15 protein-coding genes are annotated in these 17,252 nt (G+C 52.1%); 5 read left to right on the top strand and 10 right to left on the bottom strand.

The window, feature by feature from the left end:
• Window positions 1–5 precede the first annotated feature (5 nt).
• The 5 genes from ftsL to AB1N33_RS03560 all read right to left on the bottom strand — a co-directional run bounded on the left by ftsL (window position 6) and on the right by AB1N33_RS03560 (window position 3,771).
• The gene (ftsL, locus tag AB1N33_RS03580) at window positions 6–335 is read right to left on the bottom strand and encodes a cell division protein FtsL (protein ID WP_411270167.1); all 330 of its coding nucleotides are present in this window, start codon (window positions 333–335) and stop codon (window positions 6–8) included.
• The gene (rsmH, locus tag AB1N33_RS03575; RefSeq protein WP_411270166.1) at window positions 332–1,270 is read right to left on the bottom strand and encodes a 16S rRNA (cytosine(1402)-N(4))-methyltransferase RsmH; all 939 of its coding nucleotides are present in this window, start codon (window positions 1,268–1,270) and stop codon (window positions 332–334) included. The genes ftsL and rsmH overlap by 4 nt, the downstream gene beginning before the upstream one ends.
• Window positions 1,267–1,725 carry a division/cell wall cluster transcriptional repressor MraZ gene (gene mraZ / locus AB1N33_RS03570; RefSeq protein WP_411270165.1) on the bottom strand — a complete coding sequence of 153 codons (459 nt, stop codon included), beginning with the start codon at window positions 1,723–1,725 and terminating at the stop codon, window positions 1,267–1,269. Before mraZ ends, rsmH begins: the two co-directional genes overlap by 4 nt.
• A 353-nt stretch (window positions 1,726–2,078) precedes the next feature.
• Complete coding sequence (locus AB1N33_RS03565) at window positions 2,079–2,858, bottom strand: hypothetical protein (protein ID WP_411270164.1); 780 nt, start codon at window positions 2,856–2,858, stop codon at window positions 2,079–2,081.
• A 148-nt stretch (window positions 2,859–3,006) separates the two neighbouring features.
• The gene (locus tag AB1N33_RS03560; protein ID WP_411270163.1) at window positions 3,007–3,771 is read right to left on the bottom strand and encodes a SapC family protein; all 765 of its coding nucleotides are present in this window, start codon (window positions 3,769–3,771) and stop codon (window positions 3,007–3,009) included.
• A 350-nt stretch (window positions 3,772–4,121) separates the two neighbouring features.
• Between AB1N33_RS03560 and AB1N33_RS03555 the strand changes: the two genes are divergently transcribed.
• Window positions 4,122–5,318 carry a dipeptidase gene (locus AB1N33_RS03555; RefSeq protein ID WP_411270225.1) on the top strand — a complete coding sequence of 399 codons (1,197 nt, stop codon included), beginning with the start codon at window positions 4,122–4,124 and terminating at the stop codon, window positions 5,316–5,318.
• 41 nt (window positions 5,319–5,359) lie between these two features.
• On the opposite strand, the gene AB1N33_RS03550 is transcribed toward AB1N33_RS03555, so the two are convergent.
• A complete protein-coding gene (locus AB1N33_RS03550; protein WP_411270162.1) occupies window positions 5,360–6,385 on the bottom strand; it encodes an alpha/beta hydrolase in 1,026 nt (341 codons plus the stop codon).
• A gap of 410 nt (window positions 6,386–6,795) precedes the next feature.
• Here AB1N33_RS03550 and AB1N33_RS03545 point away from each other — a divergent pair, with 410 nt between their 5' ends.
• From AB1N33_RS03545 to AB1N33_RS03530, 4 genes are read left to right on the top strand one after another with little or no spacing between them, the layout of a single operon-like run.
• Window positions 6,796–7,491, top strand: coding sequence for an AAA family ATPase (locus AB1N33_RS03545; RefSeq protein WP_411270161.1), 696 nt, complete (start codon window positions 6,796–6,798; stop codon window positions 7,489–7,491).
• Window positions 7,451–7,795 carry a ribbon-helix-helix domain-containing protein gene (locus AB1N33_RS03540; protein ID WP_411270160.1) on the top strand — a complete coding sequence of 115 codons (345 nt, stop codon included), beginning with the start codon at window positions 7,451–7,453 and terminating at the stop codon, window positions 7,793–7,795. Before AB1N33_RS03545 ends, AB1N33_RS03540 begins: the two co-directional genes overlap by 41 nt.
• 40 nt (window positions 7,796–7,835) lie before the next feature.
• Window positions 7,836–10,004, top strand: coding sequence for a tetratricopeptide repeat-containing diguanylate cyclase (locus tag AB1N33_RS03535; RefSeq protein ID WP_411270159.1), 2,169 nt, complete (start codon window positions 7,836–7,838; stop codon window positions 10,002–10,004).
• On the top strand, window positions 9,997–10,350 hold the full coding sequence (locus tag AB1N33_RS03530) for a hypothetical protein (RefSeq protein WP_411270158.1): 354 nt from the start codon (window positions 9,997–9,999) through the stop codon (window positions 10,348–10,350). Before AB1N33_RS03535 ends, AB1N33_RS03530 begins: the two co-directional genes overlap by 8 nt.
• Window positions 10,351–10,358: 8 nt before the next feature.
• Here the strand turns inward: AB1N33_RS03530 and prsR are convergent, their stop codons facing one another.
• The 4 genes from prsR to AB1N33_RS03510 all read right to left on the bottom strand — a co-directional run bounded on the left by prsR (window position 10,359) and on the right by AB1N33_RS03510 (window position 17,000).
• Complete coding sequence (gene prsR / locus AB1N33_RS03525; RefSeq protein ID WP_411270157.1) at window positions 10,359–11,720, bottom strand: PEP-CTERM-box response regulator transcription factor; 1,362 nt, start codon at window positions 11,718–11,720, stop codon at window positions 10,359–10,361.
• 42 nt (window positions 11,721–11,762) lie between these two features.
• Complete coding sequence (prsK, locus tag AB1N33_RS03520) at window positions 11,763–13,790, bottom strand: XrtA/PEP-CTERM system histidine kinase PrsK (protein ID WP_411270156.1); 2,028 nt, start codon at window positions 13,788–13,790, stop codon at window positions 11,763–11,765.
• Window positions 13,791–13,834: 44 nt separating this feature from the next.
• Window positions 13,835–14,959 (bottom strand): beta-ketoacyl-ACP synthase III, encoded by a 1,125-nt coding sequence (locus AB1N33_RS03515; protein ID WP_411270155.1) that lies wholly within the window; start codon window positions 14,957–14,959, stop codon window positions 13,835–13,837.
• 229 nt (window positions 14,960–15,188) lie between these two features.
• Window positions 15,189–17,000 (bottom strand): choice-of-anchor I family protein, encoded by a 1,812-nt coding sequence (locus tag AB1N33_RS03510; RefSeq protein WP_411270154.1) that lies wholly within the window; start codon window positions 16,998–17,000, stop codon window positions 15,189–15,191.
• Between the last annotated feature and the right edge of the window lie 252 nt (window positions 17,001–17,252).

The following is a 17,252-nucleotide window of genomic DNA, read 5'->3' as shown; positions in this document are numbered from 1 at the left end:
CGTTGTCATTTCAGCCTTACCACCACTTCTTCATCAGCCTGAGGGCGGTGCATATCCAGCTGTTTCTGAACCAGGGTTTCAATTCGGTTGTGCTCGGTTAACGCACGCTGTTCAAGCACCAGGTTTCGCCACTCCACATCGAGCTGGTCTTTCTCTTCCATCAGGTCTTCCAGCGCGATGATCTGCTGACGATTGTGGTGGGTGCTCAGGGTGACTGCCATGGCACTCCCCATAACCATTAAATACAACAAAACCCGCAGCTTGTTGCGGGTTAAATCGGAGACCAGGATTAGCAATAAGCTAAAGCTGGTTGTCTTACTCTTGCCGGCACTCATAACTTTTCGGCCACCCTGAGTACTGAGCTGCGGGCACGCACATTGTGCGCTATTTCCTCCTGCGTAGGTTTGATTGCCTTACCAATTGCTTTGAGTACCTTGTCTGCGTCTATTTCTGCCTGGGTCACCGGCAAATTATGGGGTATCGCCTTGCCCCGGCTCTGTTCACGAATAAACCGTTTTACCAGACGATCTTCCAGCGAATGGAATGAAATGACGGCAAGCCGACCACCTGGCTTTAGTACCGATACCGCGGCTTTCAGTCCGTCGCGCAATTGGTCGAGCTCCGCGTTGATGTAAATCCGGATCCCCTGAAAGGCACGTGTTGCCGGGTGCTTAAATTTGTCTTTAACCGGCACCGCATCGTCAATAATGCTGGCGAGCTGTGCTGTTCGGGCAATGGGTGTGTGCGCACGGGTACTGACAATGGCATGCGCGATACGCTTACCAAATTTTTCTTCACCGAACTCTTTGATGACCTGGGCAATATCCTGCTCTTCCGCATTCGCCAGCCATTCGGCTGCGCTCATCCCTCGCGTGGTATCCATGCGCATATCAAGTGGGCCATCCCGCAAAAAACTGAAACCACGTTCAGCGTCATCCAGTTGCGGTGACGACACCCCTAAATCCATCAGTACCCCATCAATGCAGCCGGCCAGATCACGGTCAGCCAGTTCTGTCGCCATATCGGCGAACGGCGCATGAATGATCTGAAAGCGGGCATCATCAGCGAGTGCGTTAGCTGACGCAATTGCCTGAGGATCACGATCAAACGCAATCAGTCTTCCGTTGGGGCCCAGCGCATCAAGAATCGCGCGGCTATGGCCACCACGACCAAACGTGGCGTCTACATAGAGGCCATCAGGACGGATGTCGAGTGCATCAACACACTCCTGAAGAAGGACAGAGGTGTGTTTGAAGGCCGTCTGCGTCATAGCGAGAAATCCTGCAGACGTTCAGTGAGTTCGAAGTTACCGGTGCGTTCGGTTTCCATATCAGCTTCAATCTGCTCTGCCCAGACAGCCGCATCCCAGATTTCAAATTTATTTAACTGACCGACCAGCATAACCTCTTTTGACAGTCCGGCATGCTGACGCAATGGTGGTGGAATGAGAATACGGCCGCTTTTATCCATTTCACCCTCTGTGGCATAACCCAACAGCAGGCGTTGCATACGGCGTTCAGCCGGCACCATACTCGAAAATTTACTGAGTTTTAATTCAATTTCTTCCCATTCGGGAAGTGGGTAAAGCAGCAAACAACTTTGTTGTGTATCTACCGTGCAGACCAGCTGTCCGTCACAATCATCCAGCAGGCTTTGACGATACCGGGTAGGTATAGCCAGTCTCCCTTTTGTATCCAGATTGATTGCATTAGCGCCGCGGAACATTCCCCTAGCCTTTTATTATTTTTGCTTTTCTTGTTGTTTGAGTGCTTGGTCTGCAAAACGTTGATGACTTGATCCACAATTTGCCACTTTTACCCACTGTTTGACAGTTTAGGTACCATCGATCCCCACTGTCAAGCAAAAAAGGTCGTCAAACCCGCGTCATTACTGGCTTAAACACTGTTTATATAAACAGGTGTTGATGAGAAGTCGCTGAATTTAGGATCAAAAACCGTCAGGAAAGCGAAGAAAAGAAAATGCGGAAAAATCAGAATCAGTGAAATTAACGGTGAGCAGAGACAGCACTGCGTCCTGACATTACCGGCAGCGGACGCTGCCGGATAGTCACCATGTGATTAAAAGCGGTAGGTTGCCAGCAGTGTTGCAGATCCCAGGCCGTCGTTGTCGCCGAGTTCGACCCCGAGACCGGCGCGCAGGGAGAACCCGTTGGCAAACCAGTAATCAACATCCAGCTCCAGTACATCCTGATCTGTCCCGCGTGAGCCGTTGACGTGGGTGTAAGTTGCGCCCGCACTAACCCGTGGCGAGAAGAAATACCGGCTGCTAAGCTCAAGTGATTCCCTGTCACCCACCGTCACCTCAGCACCAACGTCCCAGCCCTGGCCATTGTCCAGTTGGGTGTAACGCGCAAAGATACCAGGCGAAACTTCGTTATCGGAATAGTCTACCTGCCCGTCAAAGGTGGTATAGCTGACCTCATCACGCTGGTAAAATGCACCTGCACCAAATTGCCACTGACGGTTGACGTTATAACCGACTTTTACATCCAGTGCCTTGTCATCCCGATCACCAAGGTTTTCGTCATAATCCACATAGGTGACATCAGCTGACACCATCCACTGGCTATCCGCATACCAGGTAGCCCCAAGGTTATAGAGGTGTGTGTTATTCACGGTAAAGTACTGCCCGGAGACACTTGATACACGCTGAAGATACGGCGCAATCAACCAGGCGCTGTTATCAGCATCAAGCTCCTGCAGGTAATGGCGGTATTGCACACCAATAAAATTATCATTCTGATCTTTGAGATCACTAAAGCCCACATTCACCTCATGTCGGGGGGCAGCGATTGCGCCGGCCGATAATAGCGATAAAAAGATAATGGCTTTGTTCATACAATGTCTTCCTTGAAGAAATGGGGTAGCGTCACAAGGCGCTACCGTTTAACGACCTGACGAAGGGTAACGTATGGAAACTTAACGGAATATGAATAAAAAAAGCGATGGCAGAGCCATCGCTTTTTTCAGGACAGAAGCGCTCGCATTACTGTGCGGCAGCCTGCTCCTGTGCAGCAGCATTAGCTGCACTCAGCTGCATATTCTGAATTGGCTTGTCCGTGCTGTTAGACAATTCAACCAAACGGTTGAGCTGACCCAGTGACAACATCAGTGCATACATTGCACCCAGGAAACCGTTTTTGTGCAGTTCCAGCACCACCTCGTCAGACAGTTCAAGCAGCTTTCTTTCATTGATGCTGAACATACCAGTGACGTTGCGGGCGCTGCCGTCAACATAAGTCAGACGAATCTGAATAGGATCCAGCAGGTCCAGTTCTACCACTTTCTCTACGAAGCGCTTGGTTACCATTTCACTGTTCGCAAGCTCGCCCAACAGGTTCTGACGGTTTTGCAGGAATTCTGATGGTTCACCGGATTCAGTGAACAGACGCTCGCCCTCATCACCGAACATGTCACAGTTCTCATCGATGAATACGCCCAGCTTATCGCCGTCAGGACGCACATCAAACGGATAACGCAGGATGTTCATTGGAACATGCGGCGCTTTCCATTTGTCACCTTCGATATACATATTCTGGTTTGCTTCCATACCCAGCATAGCGACAACGTGGTAACGCTCCGCCTTAGGATCCTGAATGAAAACAATTGGCATACAGCTGCCCAATTGTGCGAATTCTCTGATAGAAGCTGCTGCCAGGTGAGTGCCACCGGCGTATTTAAAAGAGTTTTGGACCGCGATTTTTAGATCTTTATGTTTTTCTTTATCAAGCGGTACGTAGTTGATCGCCATAATACTTTCTCATATTTATTTTTTTGTGTGGAAGAAGAGTAAGGGTTTCACCTGCACATGCGTCAACAGTTGGAATCGCGATGTCGGATGTCAACTCAGAATACTTCAGTTCCACAGGTTAACAACACAGGCCGGGGAAGAAATTCCGGCGCGGCACGCAGTATCCCGTATTTGCGCGAACAAGTCACGCCCGAACGCCAACTCTGTCGGCAACTACGCCTAACCGCTTGCCTTACACCGTATTTTTTCACGCAGGCATTGTCGTTAATTGTGCATTTGCGTAGGCTGTAACCCTTGACGTTTATACCACTCTCATGGCTTAACCTATTGAGGAATCCATTTTTATGAATATGCCCCGCTCATTTACTTCACTCAGTCTGGCACTGTCAGCAGCGCTGCTGTTTACGTCACCGTTACAGGCCGCTGTGTCAGATCAGGCAATGACAATTGCGCAGGACACCATCATTGTCGACGGACATATTGATGTTCCTTATCGTGTTAATGAAAAGTGGGTAGACGTGACAAACGCGACGGAGGATGGCGATTTTGATTACCCCCGCGCTAAAGCGGGCGGACTGAACGCGCCCTTTATGTCAATTTATGTACCGGCCAGTCTCGACAACTCGCCAGCCTCAACCCAGCTCGCACATACCCTGATTGATTCGGTTGAAGCCATTGTTTCCCGAGCGCCGGATAAGTTTGCGATTGCCCGTTCGGTGGCAGATGTAAAAGCACAGTTTGAGAAAGGCCTGATTTCCCTGCCAATGGGCATGGAAAACGGTTCGCCCATTCAGGGCAGTCTGGATAATCTGAAAACCTTCTATGACCGCGGCATTCGCTACATCACGCTGGCCCATTCTCAGTCGAATCATATCTCCGACTCGTCCTACGATCTTCGTCGTCAGTGGAAAGGCCTGAGTCCGTTTGGTAAACAGCTGGTTACAGAGATGAACAACATCGGCATGCTAATCGACATATCACATGTGTCTGATGATGCGTTTTATCAGGTGATTGCACTGACCAAAACCCCGGTCATCGCGTCTCACTCCTCGTTACGGCGGTTTACCCCGGGTTTCGAGCGCAACATGAATGACGACATGCTCAAAGCACTCGCGGATAACGGCGGCGTGATCATGATTAACTTTGGCTCAGGGTTTGTCAGTCGTGAAGCACGCGAGTGGCGCAACGGGCTCACCCAGGCCCGCAACGCGTTTATCAAAAAAAACGGGGATGATGAAAAGGCACTTGAGGCATTTGAAAAGCAGTACCGTGAAACCAACCCTTACCCCTATTCCAGCCTGAGCCAGGTGCTTGATCATATCGATCATGTGGTCGAGGTCGCAGGCATCGACCATGTCGGTATTGGTTCGGATTTTGACGGTGTCGGCGATTCACTGCCAACCGGACTGAAAGACGTATCGGCTTTCCCGAACCTGGTGCAGGGTTTGCTGGACAGAGGCTATCAGCGTAACGACATTGAAAAGATCCTGAGCGGCAACGTATTACGCGTATGGTCGCAGGTTGAGGCATACGCAGACGCTCACTAAGGTTCGGCGTCGGCAGCCAGCATACGCTGGTTGCCCGTGTGTTACAGGTTACTGTCCAGAAAACTCTGCAACATCATGATCATCTGCCCGAACAGGGGGTTAGCCTGGGGCATCGCGCAGGGTTCCGATGTATTGTACAGCGACTTATTCAGCCCCATGTCATGCAACAAAAGCGTATTTACCACCAGGTCGGCATGACAAAGTGCATAGGATGCGTCAACAATAAACGACACATTGCGGCCTTCACTGTGGGCAAGCAGCGTCTCGACGCCATGCAGAGGGGTGGTGAAGTCTGCCGCTGAATGCGCCACAAACACCGGTACCGTTATCTGCTTCCCCTCTTCAAACTTCGCTCTGATCCCACTAATCATGTCCATCAGCTGCAGCCCGGCATAGCCAGCGACAGACGGGTATTTATAGGGGTTAGGGCCATGCGAGACATAGTCACCATCAACAAGCCGTGCCAGCCACTTTATTCCCCAAATTCCCGCCATGCCCTCGGCATTATCCGATAACGCCAGCGCACCGGAAAACAACAAAATACCGTCAATATCGTCAGGATGATTAAGGTAGTGGTTAACAACAAGCGTGCCACCCGCGGAAAAGCCACCGGCCACCACCTGGTCTGACAGTGAGGTCGCTATTGCCATGACATCGCTGACATGGGCCTGCCAGCGGGCTGCAAGCTCACTGTCTTTCATATCCTCATCGGCATCTCTGAGACCATGTCCTGGCAGCAAAGGCACTATCACGGTAAAGCCCTTGTCATGTAAAACCCGGGCAATTTCACGCAGATAAAAGGGAGAATCACTCAGCCCATGGACCAGCACGGCGACCCTGTCAGTGGCTTTACCGTGATGCAGGATAAACGGTGCATTGCCTTCATTACGTAACACGTCGGCACATACCGCTGTGCGGTTAAGGGAGGTTTTTGTGCAGCGTGTCAGTTGCCCGAACTCGGTCTCATAAAGTTGCCTGAATGCCGATTCTGCCTCTGACAGCGTAGCGGCCAATAACGACGATGGAAGCAACAGGAAACACAGGCTGACCAGGGTAATAATTCGCACAACGACACCTCTTTAAAACATAGCGACCGACTGCGAAACGAACTTTCGCACCAGGCGCGATCATAAAGAAAGCGGTCCGGTTGTGCCAGAGCCAGTCGTGATTCATGCCTCCCTGACAAAACGTATGAATTTTCATCCGTTAATATTATTCCCGATGCCGACACCCCGATGACGGATTACTAGGATGAAGTGGTGGTGATGCTCTCCGGGTAGCCAGTCTCCCGCTGCAACCGGCAGACATGACAACATGAGAAGGAAAATTCAATTCGTCCATAAACCAGCGTGAAAGCATGGTCTGTGGGCCACCGGTGGTGATGCCTCATCACCACGGTATTTTTTCCTTTTGTGTGCTTTTATCAACAACGACCGGTAACCCGGATTATGGACAGTGAGAGGTTGAGGACGGCATTATGATTATTCTTGTTGGTGGAGAAAAAGGCGGCAGCGGAAAAAGCTGTCTGGCACAAAACATCGCCGTTTATCTGCGCACCGAAAGGCAGGCTTCGGTACTGATGGTTGACTGCGATCCTCAGCGCACGACCTCAGACTGGATCCAGGAACGCAAAAGTAACGAGGCGCTCCCCGACATAAACTGTGTTCAGCTCTATGGAAAAATTCGTAATGAGCTGCTCAGCCTCCGGCAGTATTACGATTATGTGGTGATTGACTGCGGCGGTCAGGACAACCTGGCGTTACGCTCGTCAATGGCGGTGGCCGACCATATCCTCATCCCCCTGCGCCCCAAACGCCGCGATCTGAAAACGGTTGGCCACATGGAAGACATCCTGTCGACCTGCAAAATGGTCAACCCGGGCATGAATGCCGCCTTTGTTATCACCCAGTGTCCTTCTCTGCCCAGTCTGGCGAATCGGATCCTGGAAGCCAAAGAAGTCTGCCGTTCCTTCGACATTCCCGTTCTCAATTCCGTGACATTCAGCCGTAACATGTACGATGACTCGGAAGAGTCCGGCCAGTCGGTGATAGAAAGTGAGCCGGACGGTAAGGCCGCGCTTGAGATCCGCAGTATTATCGAAGAACTGCTCGCCAGAGGTAAGGGAGAGTCTTATGAGCCTGCTGAGTCTCAGAAAATCCACGCCGTCAGTTAGCGCACGCCGGGTTTCTGTCGACACATTTATTGATGATGCGCTGCGCTATGCGACGGGGCAGACGCAGCGTCCACCCTGCACGCAGTCCGCTATCGGCCAGGCACTGCCAGCGCGCGAACACCATTGCGCCGATGCAACATCAGCGATGCGCAGGGCAACCTTTACTCTCAGCGATGACACCATTCGGGCGTTGACATCGTTGTCCGAACAAACCGGTATATCACGGTCACGACTGATTCGGATTTGGGTCAGTGAGCAACAAGGCAGGGACTGTGAAAACCTTCTGCATGCGTCGGTACCATAACGTCACCACTGGCCGCTGGCCGCTTTTCGGCGTCAGAGTCATGCTATCTCCTGGCATGGGCGTGCTTTGTTTTTTGCTCTGCATCAGCCTGCCTGCTTACGTCACAGCACAGGACGTGTCCGGCGACGCCCTTACCACGCAACAGCACAGCACCTACCAGCTCATTATCGGACAGCGACAAAAGGGTGATCTGAATACCGCGAAAGCCACCGCTATCAGACTGCTGGAGGAGGCTCGTCAGGATGACAACCCGGTCGCGATGGCAATTGCCTACGAGCAATTGGGCCAGATACTGGATGAGCAAAATCTCTATGAGCAGGCGTTTCTTGCTTACAACAACGCGCTGGCACAATACACTCAGCTACAACAATTGCCACAACTTACCCGGGTGCTCGCGAGTATTGGCGAGAACTACCGCTATCGCGGACGATATCAGCAGGCCTTTGACTATCTGCGTCGCGCAAAAGATCTGTATATCTCACTCGACGATGATGTTGGGATGGCGCGTCAGACCATGGCTATCGGGCTGGTGTATAAAGCAGTTGGTCAGTATGACAATGCACTTCAGTCACTCAGGGACGCATTGGATATTCTGCGCGAAAATGGCCAAGTTGGCGCTATCAGTCGCTGCCTGTCACACATTGGCGATATCTATATGGAAATCGGTGATGATGAAAGCGCCCTGGTCATTCTGAATGATGCGCTTGCGATTAATCAGCAGGCTGCATTTACTGCCCAGACCGCGAAAACCAATCGCAAGCTCGGTGAACTCTATCTTCAGATGCAGCGTTACAGCGAGGCAAAATCCCACCTTGAGAAGGCCATCTCGCAGTTTTCCAGACTGGATGCGACGCTGGATAAAGAACAGGCCAACGTGGTGCTGGCCAGACTGGAACTGGCAACCGGCGATGCGGATGCGGGCTTAAACCGGCTGAACCAGGCGCTTATCAACGTACGTAAGACCGGCGAACCTCCACTTGTAACCCATATCCACCTGGCCATTGCTCAGTCATACCTGTCGCTGAACGATCCGGATACGGCGATATCACATGCGCGAGCCGGATTAACACAGGCGTCAGACAGGCAGGAACTGGGCGTACAACTGCAACTGCTGAGCGTGCTGGTAGATGCCTTTAAACAACGTGGGCAATACGCACTGGCCCTTTACGCCCTCGAACAACGTGTCGCGGTCCAGCGCGAAATAGAGACCAGCAATCATGCGATGTCGCTGCAGGATATCCAGACTGAAATTGAACTTAGCCGTCAGGCGACATCAATTGAAATGCTCAAAAAAGATCGGGCGATCTCACTGGCAAAAGCCAGAGAACGTAACCTGCAGACCTCTATGCTGCTTGGCGGCGCAATTGCATTTCTACTGGTGTTGTTTTTGTTATGGAGCCGCTTTAAGGAACGCCAGTTGACAATCACACTGCAGCGTGAAGTCAACCGCCGCACACTGGAACTCAAAACCAAGAACGAGGAACTCGAACAGGCCTATCATTCACTTGAGAAAGCCAGCCTGCGTGATCCCTTAACCGGCCTGTTTAACCGCCATTACCTGGAATCCCAGTTACCGGGTGAAATCAAGCGTTGCCAGCATACGTACGCACTGGATAAGGACCACGCCGGCGATGCCGACCTTCTCTGTTTTTTAATTGATATTGACCATTTTAAAGCGATTAACGATACCTACGGACACCTGGCTGGCGATCGCTTTCTGGTGCAGTTCGCCGACATTATTCGCGGCGTTTTTCGACAGCATGACTTGATGATCCGTTGGGGTGGTGAGGAGTTTCTGGTCATTTGCCGCCATGGACAACGCGGTACCATGCAAACCCTGGCGAGGCGTCTTCTGAGCGAAGTCAGGGCATGTACCTTTGATCTTGGTGACAACAGACATTGCAAAGCGACCTGCAGCATCGGTCTGGCACCGTTGCCGCTTGACCGGCATTACCCTTTTGAGCATGACTGGAACGCAGTATTTTCGGTGATCGATTTTTGCCTCTATGCCGCCAAATCGTCCGGGCGCGATAACTATGTCGGCCTTACCGATATCGACACCCAGGGCGAGGCGATTGGCGCTAACACCAGACTGTCCGCTATGCTGAAGCGCCAGGCAATGGTCGTCACCTCACTGAATAATCTGGCTGGCATTCACTGGCCTGATGAAGATAGCAATAATAAGACACAGGGAGAAACGCATGTTTAAACGCCAGTGCGCCTGCGGCGCGGTAACTGTCTGGATAGAAGATACTCATTGCAGCACCTTATGCCATCACGGAGCGTCGTCAGACATGCGCCCATTGTCTGACGTTACCATTGCCGAACAGGCTACCTTTGTGCTTTATGCGGACAGCCAGGCGTTGACAGTGGATGCTGATATCGGTGAACTGCACTGTCTGGATGGGGCGCCCGGCGAGCGTTATGTTATCTGCAGCCAGTGTGCTGATCCGCTGTATACGCTTGACGACGCTGGCACGGCCAGCCTGACCGCACGCTTTTATGGACACAACACACTGACCACGCAAACCCGAACGGCCTGCGCGGCACTGTGACAGAGGCATTACGCCCCTGTCTTGATATCCTCAAGATGATACTTATCGATGAGTGAATAAAGCGTAGGTCGGGTTACACCCAGTAATTCTGCCGTTTTGGAGATGTTTTTCTCTGCAGTAATAAACGCCTTACGGATAGCCCGGCTCTCGGCCAGTTCCCTGACTTCCCGCAGGTTGAACGTTTCCGGTTCGTCACTTGCTTCTACTTCACGCAGGCCAAGGTCATCAGCCTGCACTACCGTCCCCTCCGCCATGATCACAGCCGATTTCAGTTTGTTCTGCATCTCGCGGATGTTACCCGGCCAGTTATGTGCAAGCATCGCGCGTACCGCCCCTTCAGAGAAGGTTTTCACCTTGGCGTTGAACTCTTCGCGATACATATTCAAAAAGGTTTTGGCCAGCAGGATGATGTCCTGGTCGCGCTCACGCAGTGGCGGGATATGAATAGGGATCTCACCAATCCGGTAGTAGAGGTCTTCCCGGAACGTTTCACTGGCTACCATATCCTGCAGGTTCCTGTGCGTCGCACAAATCACGCGGATATCCACCGGAATTTCTGTGCGGCCACCAACGCGCTCTATCACGCGCTCCTGTAAAAATCGCAGCATCTTGGCCTGAAGTCCAATCGGCATGTCACCAATTTCATCGAGAAACAGCGTGCCTCCCTGTGCTGTTTCAATTTTACCCAGCGTGGTTTTGTTGGCCCCGGTGAATGCGCCTTTTTCGTAGCCGAATAATTCACTTTCCAGCAGGTTTTCCGGAATAGAGGCACAGTTGATAGCCACAAAAGGCTTGTCTTTACGGGGACTGTGTTCATGAATGCTGCGAGCAAAAACCTCTTTACCCGTGCCACTCTCTCCCAGCAACAGCGTGCTGATATCGGTACCGGCAATTTTTTCTGCTCTGCGCACAACCGCCTGGATGGCCTCACTGTTACCGACAATGCGTGCCATGCCCGAACGACGTTTCGCCAGAATGCGGTTTTCATGTTCCAGTTGCGCCAGGTTTTGCGCGCGCTGAACCAGCAGTTTGATGGTATCGGAGTCAATCGGCTTCTGGTAGAAGTCGTAGGCCCCCATTTCTATCGCTTTGAGCGCATTCTGTTTGTCGTTATTGCCGGTAACCACTATCACCTTGGTATTTGGCGCCAGCGACAAAATTTCTTCCAGCGTTGCCAGCCCCTCAGACGCATTGGCAGGATCCGGCGGCAACCCAAGATCCAGGGTCACCACCCGGGGTTCGTGACGGCGCAGTTGCGCAATTGCGGAGGTGCGATCATCGGCAAATGCCAGTTCAAAATCTGTCAGGCTCCACTTCAGCTGCTTCTGAATACCCAAATCATCATCAATGATGAGTACTGTATCGGTCATTGTCCCCGTCCTTACTACCCGTGATACAGGTTATTATTATGATTAATCGAGGGGAAAAGCCAGCGTAAAACAGCTGCCCTTACCCGGTTGACTCTGAACACTGAGCTTACCACCAATTGATGTCATGTAATTCTTGGCATCGTAAGCGCCTATGCCCATCCCCGCATTGCCCTTCGTGGTATCGAACGGTGTAAACAGGCGTTGTTCAATAAACGTTTCATCCATTCCGCAGCCGGTATCCTCAATCAGCACCAGCTGGCGGTTATGCACGTGATCTTTCATCAGTACAATTTCGACGCTGCCGTCGTCCGGCGTTGCCTGCTGTGCGTTGCTGATAAGGTGATACAGCACATTAGACAGTTTTTCGGGGTCGACCACCACTTCAGACTCTTCGACCAGATGGACAACCGGCGCGGGCTTATACTGCTGACAGCGGGTTTCGATAACTTTCCGGGCAAGCACGGACAACAGGTATGCCGCATCCTCGCCCCGCTCTTCCATATTTTTGTCACTCAGCTGGCGTAGCATCTTGTCCATCCGGGCCTTGGTGTGACGCAGCGTTTCGAAGGTGTCGTCGATAAATTCAGGATTGTCTTTGTGCTGCTCGGCATTGGCCAGAATCAGATCAATCTGTGCAAGCACGTTCTTCAGATCATGCAGTACGAAGGCGGACATTCTGCTGAACGCCGCAAACTGCGCATTTTCCGCAACCGCCTCAGCCGCTTCATGGTGAAAAATAAAATTCCCTACCTGATCGCGTACGGCATTCAGGTAATCGCGCACTTCCCAGTCCAGTTTCACATGTTCTGCACCAGCGGCGGCCAGCAACGCCAGTCCCCAGATTTTTTCATTCTGAAACAGCGGAATAACCAACTGGAATTCACAGCGTTTGAGTGCATCGCGATTAAGCTGAAGCCCGTTGTAGTTAAACGGGGTTATCTGGTACTCATCGATATCGACGAGCCAGCCCGTCTTCTGGCAGTACGCAGTCAGGTCTCCGAGCACGGCCTCTTCATCGTCATTAAGTGGTGATGCCTGCTCACGTGCCACCAGTTCAGCGTCATCGTTCACCATTTTTATAAGGCGGCCCGACTTGTAGTTTACAGCGCCTAACATACCGTTCAGCGCACACCGGTAGACGGTCGCATCATCGCTGCTGGTCAGCGACAGGGCTTTGGTCAGCTTGACCCATTCCACCCGGTAATCATACTGGTTGGCAAAAAAATGTTTGGTGATAAACACCTTACAACGGGTTCTGAACGCATTCGACAAAAACAGTGTTGCCAGCAGCGCCAGCGACAGCACCACCAGAATAATCTGTACCGTTGCGCCCCAACTCCCTTCTGTCAGATTAACGGCGTAACCGACAACGGCCATCAGAAACAGGTAGCCGCCGGCCACCAGCAGCAGCGAGCTGTGCAACACCACGTCCCGTGAAATAAAAATATCCACGCCCCAGTGTTTAATTCGCCGTATTGCCATTACCAGCAGTGGCATCATGGCGACATAAATATAGCCCCGCGCCGCAATATAAAGTGGCGGAACCTGACTGACCATGGTGGCATTGGCGTAAGTGACAAATTCAAAAAGATGGGTCGCCCCAAGATAGAGGACCAGCGGTTTATAGGGCCACTGATTTTCCCCTGCCTGGCGATACAGCACCTCAAGCAGAATGAGTACTTCCAGTGCGAGCACGGTCTGGAACAGAAAGCGCCAGGTGTTATCGAGCGCAACAAACTGTGGCAACAGGAGTGCAATAACCGGGGGGAGCAGGATCATGACCGTCGCGGGACGTCGCAATACCTGCCAGATATCCTGGAAATCGTCCTTGAGACAGCTGGCAATAAACAACAGCCAGATAAGTTGTTTCGACGCGTCCAGTATCAGCAAGCGGTCTACAGTCAGCGAGCCGAACAGCGCATTAATGAGCCCTAACGACCATGCCAGCGTAGCCAGGGTGGCAAGCAACAGCAGGTGTTTTGCCAGCCCGGCCTTGCGGACCGTAAACAGCAGCAGTAATAAAACCAGGTAGGCAACACTGTTTAGTCCATATCCGATATCTGAAATCATAACATCCTGCTACCTACTGCCTGTTGCTGTTGCCCGTCCGGTAATTAGCGCTTTTTAAGGATCAGTGAACCTATCGAATACCCGGCGCCAAACGAGCACAATACGCCAATATCTCCGGCTTTCAGATCAGTATGATGTTTGCCGAATGCAATGACAGAGCCTGCTGATGCGGTGTTGGCAAATTCATCCAGTACAATAGGCGCTTCCTCTGCGCTGGCCTCACGTCCAAGCAGGCGCTTGCAAATCAGGGTATTCATATTAATGTTGGCCTGATGCAACCACCAGCGCGTCACGTCCGCCGGCGTCATATTGTGGCGGGCCAGATGCTGCTCAAGGTGATCTGCGGCCATTGGGCACACTTCCTTGAATACCTTTCGGCCTGCCTGATGAAACAGCTTGTCAGGCCCGTAAGGATCGACATCCTCGGCACGTGTCATATACCCGAAATTAGACCGGATGTTATTCGAAAACTTGGTCAGCGCCTTGGTGCTCAGCACATCATACATGTGTGCCGATGAGGCGGTTTCAGCCTGTTCGAGAACCGTCGCAGTGGCCACGTCGCCAAAGATGAAGTGACTGTCTCTGTCGGCATAATTGATTTGTGGCGAGACCAGTTCCGGATTGATTACCAGCACGCAGCCGGCATTGCCCGCTGCAATCATTTCATAGGCACGGTGCATACCGAAGGTAGCCGCTGAACACGCTACCAGCATATCGAAGCCAAAGCCGTCGATACCCAGCGCTTCCTGTACCTCAATGGCGATGGCCGGATACGCCCGCTGGGTATAAGCACAGGACACAATCACCGCATCCACATCGGCGGGTGACTTGTTCGCCGCAGCAAGTGCCAGTTTGGCTGCCTCGACCGCTATTTCAGCCTGATGGGAGAGTTCATCGTCATCACGCGGCGCAATCTTCGGACGCATACGTTCAACGTCGAGTGCCCCCTCTTTCTGATAAATATAGCGCTGCCTGATACCCGAAGCCTTTTCAATAAATTCGGCACTACTGTGCGGCATCGCTTCAACAGTCCCGGCCTCAATGTCAGCCTGGTGTTTTGCATTGAATGCGTCCGCATACCGGTTGTAGCTGTCAACCAGCTCTTCGTTGGTAATACTGTGTTCGGGGTGCCATACACCCACTCCGCTTATCACGATTTGTTGCGACATCTCAGTACTCTTTATCTGTAGTTGCAGACCCCGCTACCATCGACCCGCCAGTAGTCTGGAAGGCGCAGTGGTCCGGGCGGCTGTATGCACATGTCCTGACTGAAAAAAAGCAGAAAAATAATGAAGACAAGGGCATACAGAAGTTTGCCCTAGCTTAGCGCGTTGTCGGCAAAAAGTCATGAAACAAAAACGGCGCCAATGAGGCGCCGTTTTGTCTTTTCATACTGTCTTAGTTTGGCGTAATCTGCCAGACACTGACCGTGCCGCTGACTTCATTGCCTACCAGTAACAGCGGGCTGCCGGTCGGGCTGTCTTCAGCACTGACAAACACCAGGCTTTCCGGGGCCAAATCACCAATCACATCACTCACCGTCAGGCCATCGGTCAGGTCACGGTTAATCACGTAATCGGCAAACTGGACGTCATACGGGTTGGTCACGTCATAGACAAAGATTCCGCCCATACGCTCGGTGCCAATAAAGGCATACGTACGATCACCAATCTGACCGACTGTCAGCGCCTCTGGCTCAGGACCTTTGTTCTCAGACCGTGAGTCGCCGGCATTCTCGTCATCGCCGTTGTTAAACTGCGCGCCATGCACCGACGCAGTGATGCGTTCAAGGTCATCACCCGAATCATAAACCACCAGACCATTCTGATCCCAAATGGTGAATGAGCGTGCACCATAGCTGTATGCCGCGTCGTATTCACCGTCGCCATCGGCATCTCCCATGGCCACAGTAACGCGCAGTTCATCGGCTTCACCGCCGGCCTGCAAAGTTTCCAATGCAGAGCCTGCCTCAGCAGTCAGATCTGCTATGGTGACCTCGTCAGTGTATGCCAGACAGCCGTCATCCGCGTCATAGTCCTGTCCGCCTGCAGCAGTACAGGCAGCCTCATCGGCAACGTCAAAGAAATACTCGCGGGCATCACCCTCATTGGCAGTCACCAGGAAGGTGGCACCTTTCCAGCTGTAGTTGGCAATAGTATCCGGCATGTAGACCCCGTACAGGCCATCATACTGACCAAAGCTGACCGCGTCGTTTTCCTGAACATCAATGTTCAGACCAGACCAGTTTTTAACCCCCAACCCAATGACCTCAACCGTCATTTCTTCCAGGTCAACTACGGCAACACCGTTATTTTCCTGCAACGTGACGTAAGCAAGGTCATTCTGCGCAGTAATGTATTCTGGCTCGAGATCCTGAGCAACGGTCGACGCAATAAGGTTACCGTTAATTGTGCGGCCATTCGGGTTAGGGAACATCATACCCTGCGCCATCAGCTCTGCTTCCATGCCATTGTAGGCAGTGAAGTCCAGAATTGTCGCGGTTTCTTCGGGTTCGTTGTTGGCAAGAATATTGATCACGGCAATGGAGCCTTCCGGATCAACACTGTAGTCGTTATTGGGCTCACCTTCGTTCGCCACCAGTACCTTTCCGCCGTCCGGCGTGAAGGTCACCATATCCGGTAATGCACCAACTTCAACAGCATCCAGAAATGCTGGCGCACTGTTTTCCAGCCCGTTATAGAAAAGCACATAGCCATTATCTGTCTTGGTTGCAGCCGGTACCGCAACCGCCATCAGGTTACCGCTAATGGCAATGCTGGTCAGTCCGCCCAGTGCAACACCATCGATATCCGCAGGAATATCTACCGACGCCACGGTCAGTGATACCTGGTTAATCGGATCCTCCATGACGTCTCCGCTAATGCCGTCAGCCGCAATCACAGCAATCGTGTTTGATGCGCTGTTCGTTGCGTAAATAGTTTGTGTTTCTGCGTGATACTGCACGATTTCAGCGGCGCCCTGGCTTCCCAGGAAAGCGCGGCCAACAATATCCATTGTTACGCCCAGCGATGCGTCCTGACCATCAGCGCCAGCCTGACCGTCTGCACCATCCTGACCAGCTTCACCCTGCGGTCCCTGTGCACCCTGTTCGCCTGTTGCACCGTCATCACCATCCAGTCCACAACCTGACATCGCTGCGGAAACCAGTAGGGCAAGAAGTCCGTATTTAAATTTGCTTGAGGTGACCATGTATGTTCCCTTCTTTTTTTTGATTTTTAATTCTTATTGGTTCAGGCGAGCTAAACCACTGGCAGAACAACGCAATACTGCTAAGCGCCGGAGTTGCCGCTTAAATGTAAAGCCAGTGTATGACACATTTATTAAAATAGTAAAGACGAAAATCTGAACATTCCCCGCGCCGCCAGCATGCGCAACTTGGCTGTTCCCGCTATAGGCTATAGACTAAACAGGCCGTTTCCGTTCTGCGCCCGCCCAACCTCT

The organism is Alteromonas nitratireducens (assembly GCF_040812025.1).
Lineage (GTDB): Bacteria > Pseudomonadota > Gammaproteobacteria > Enterobacterales > Alteromonadaceae > Alteromonas > Alteromonas nitratireducens.
This window is presented reverse-complemented; position numbering and strand designations above follow the sequence as displayed.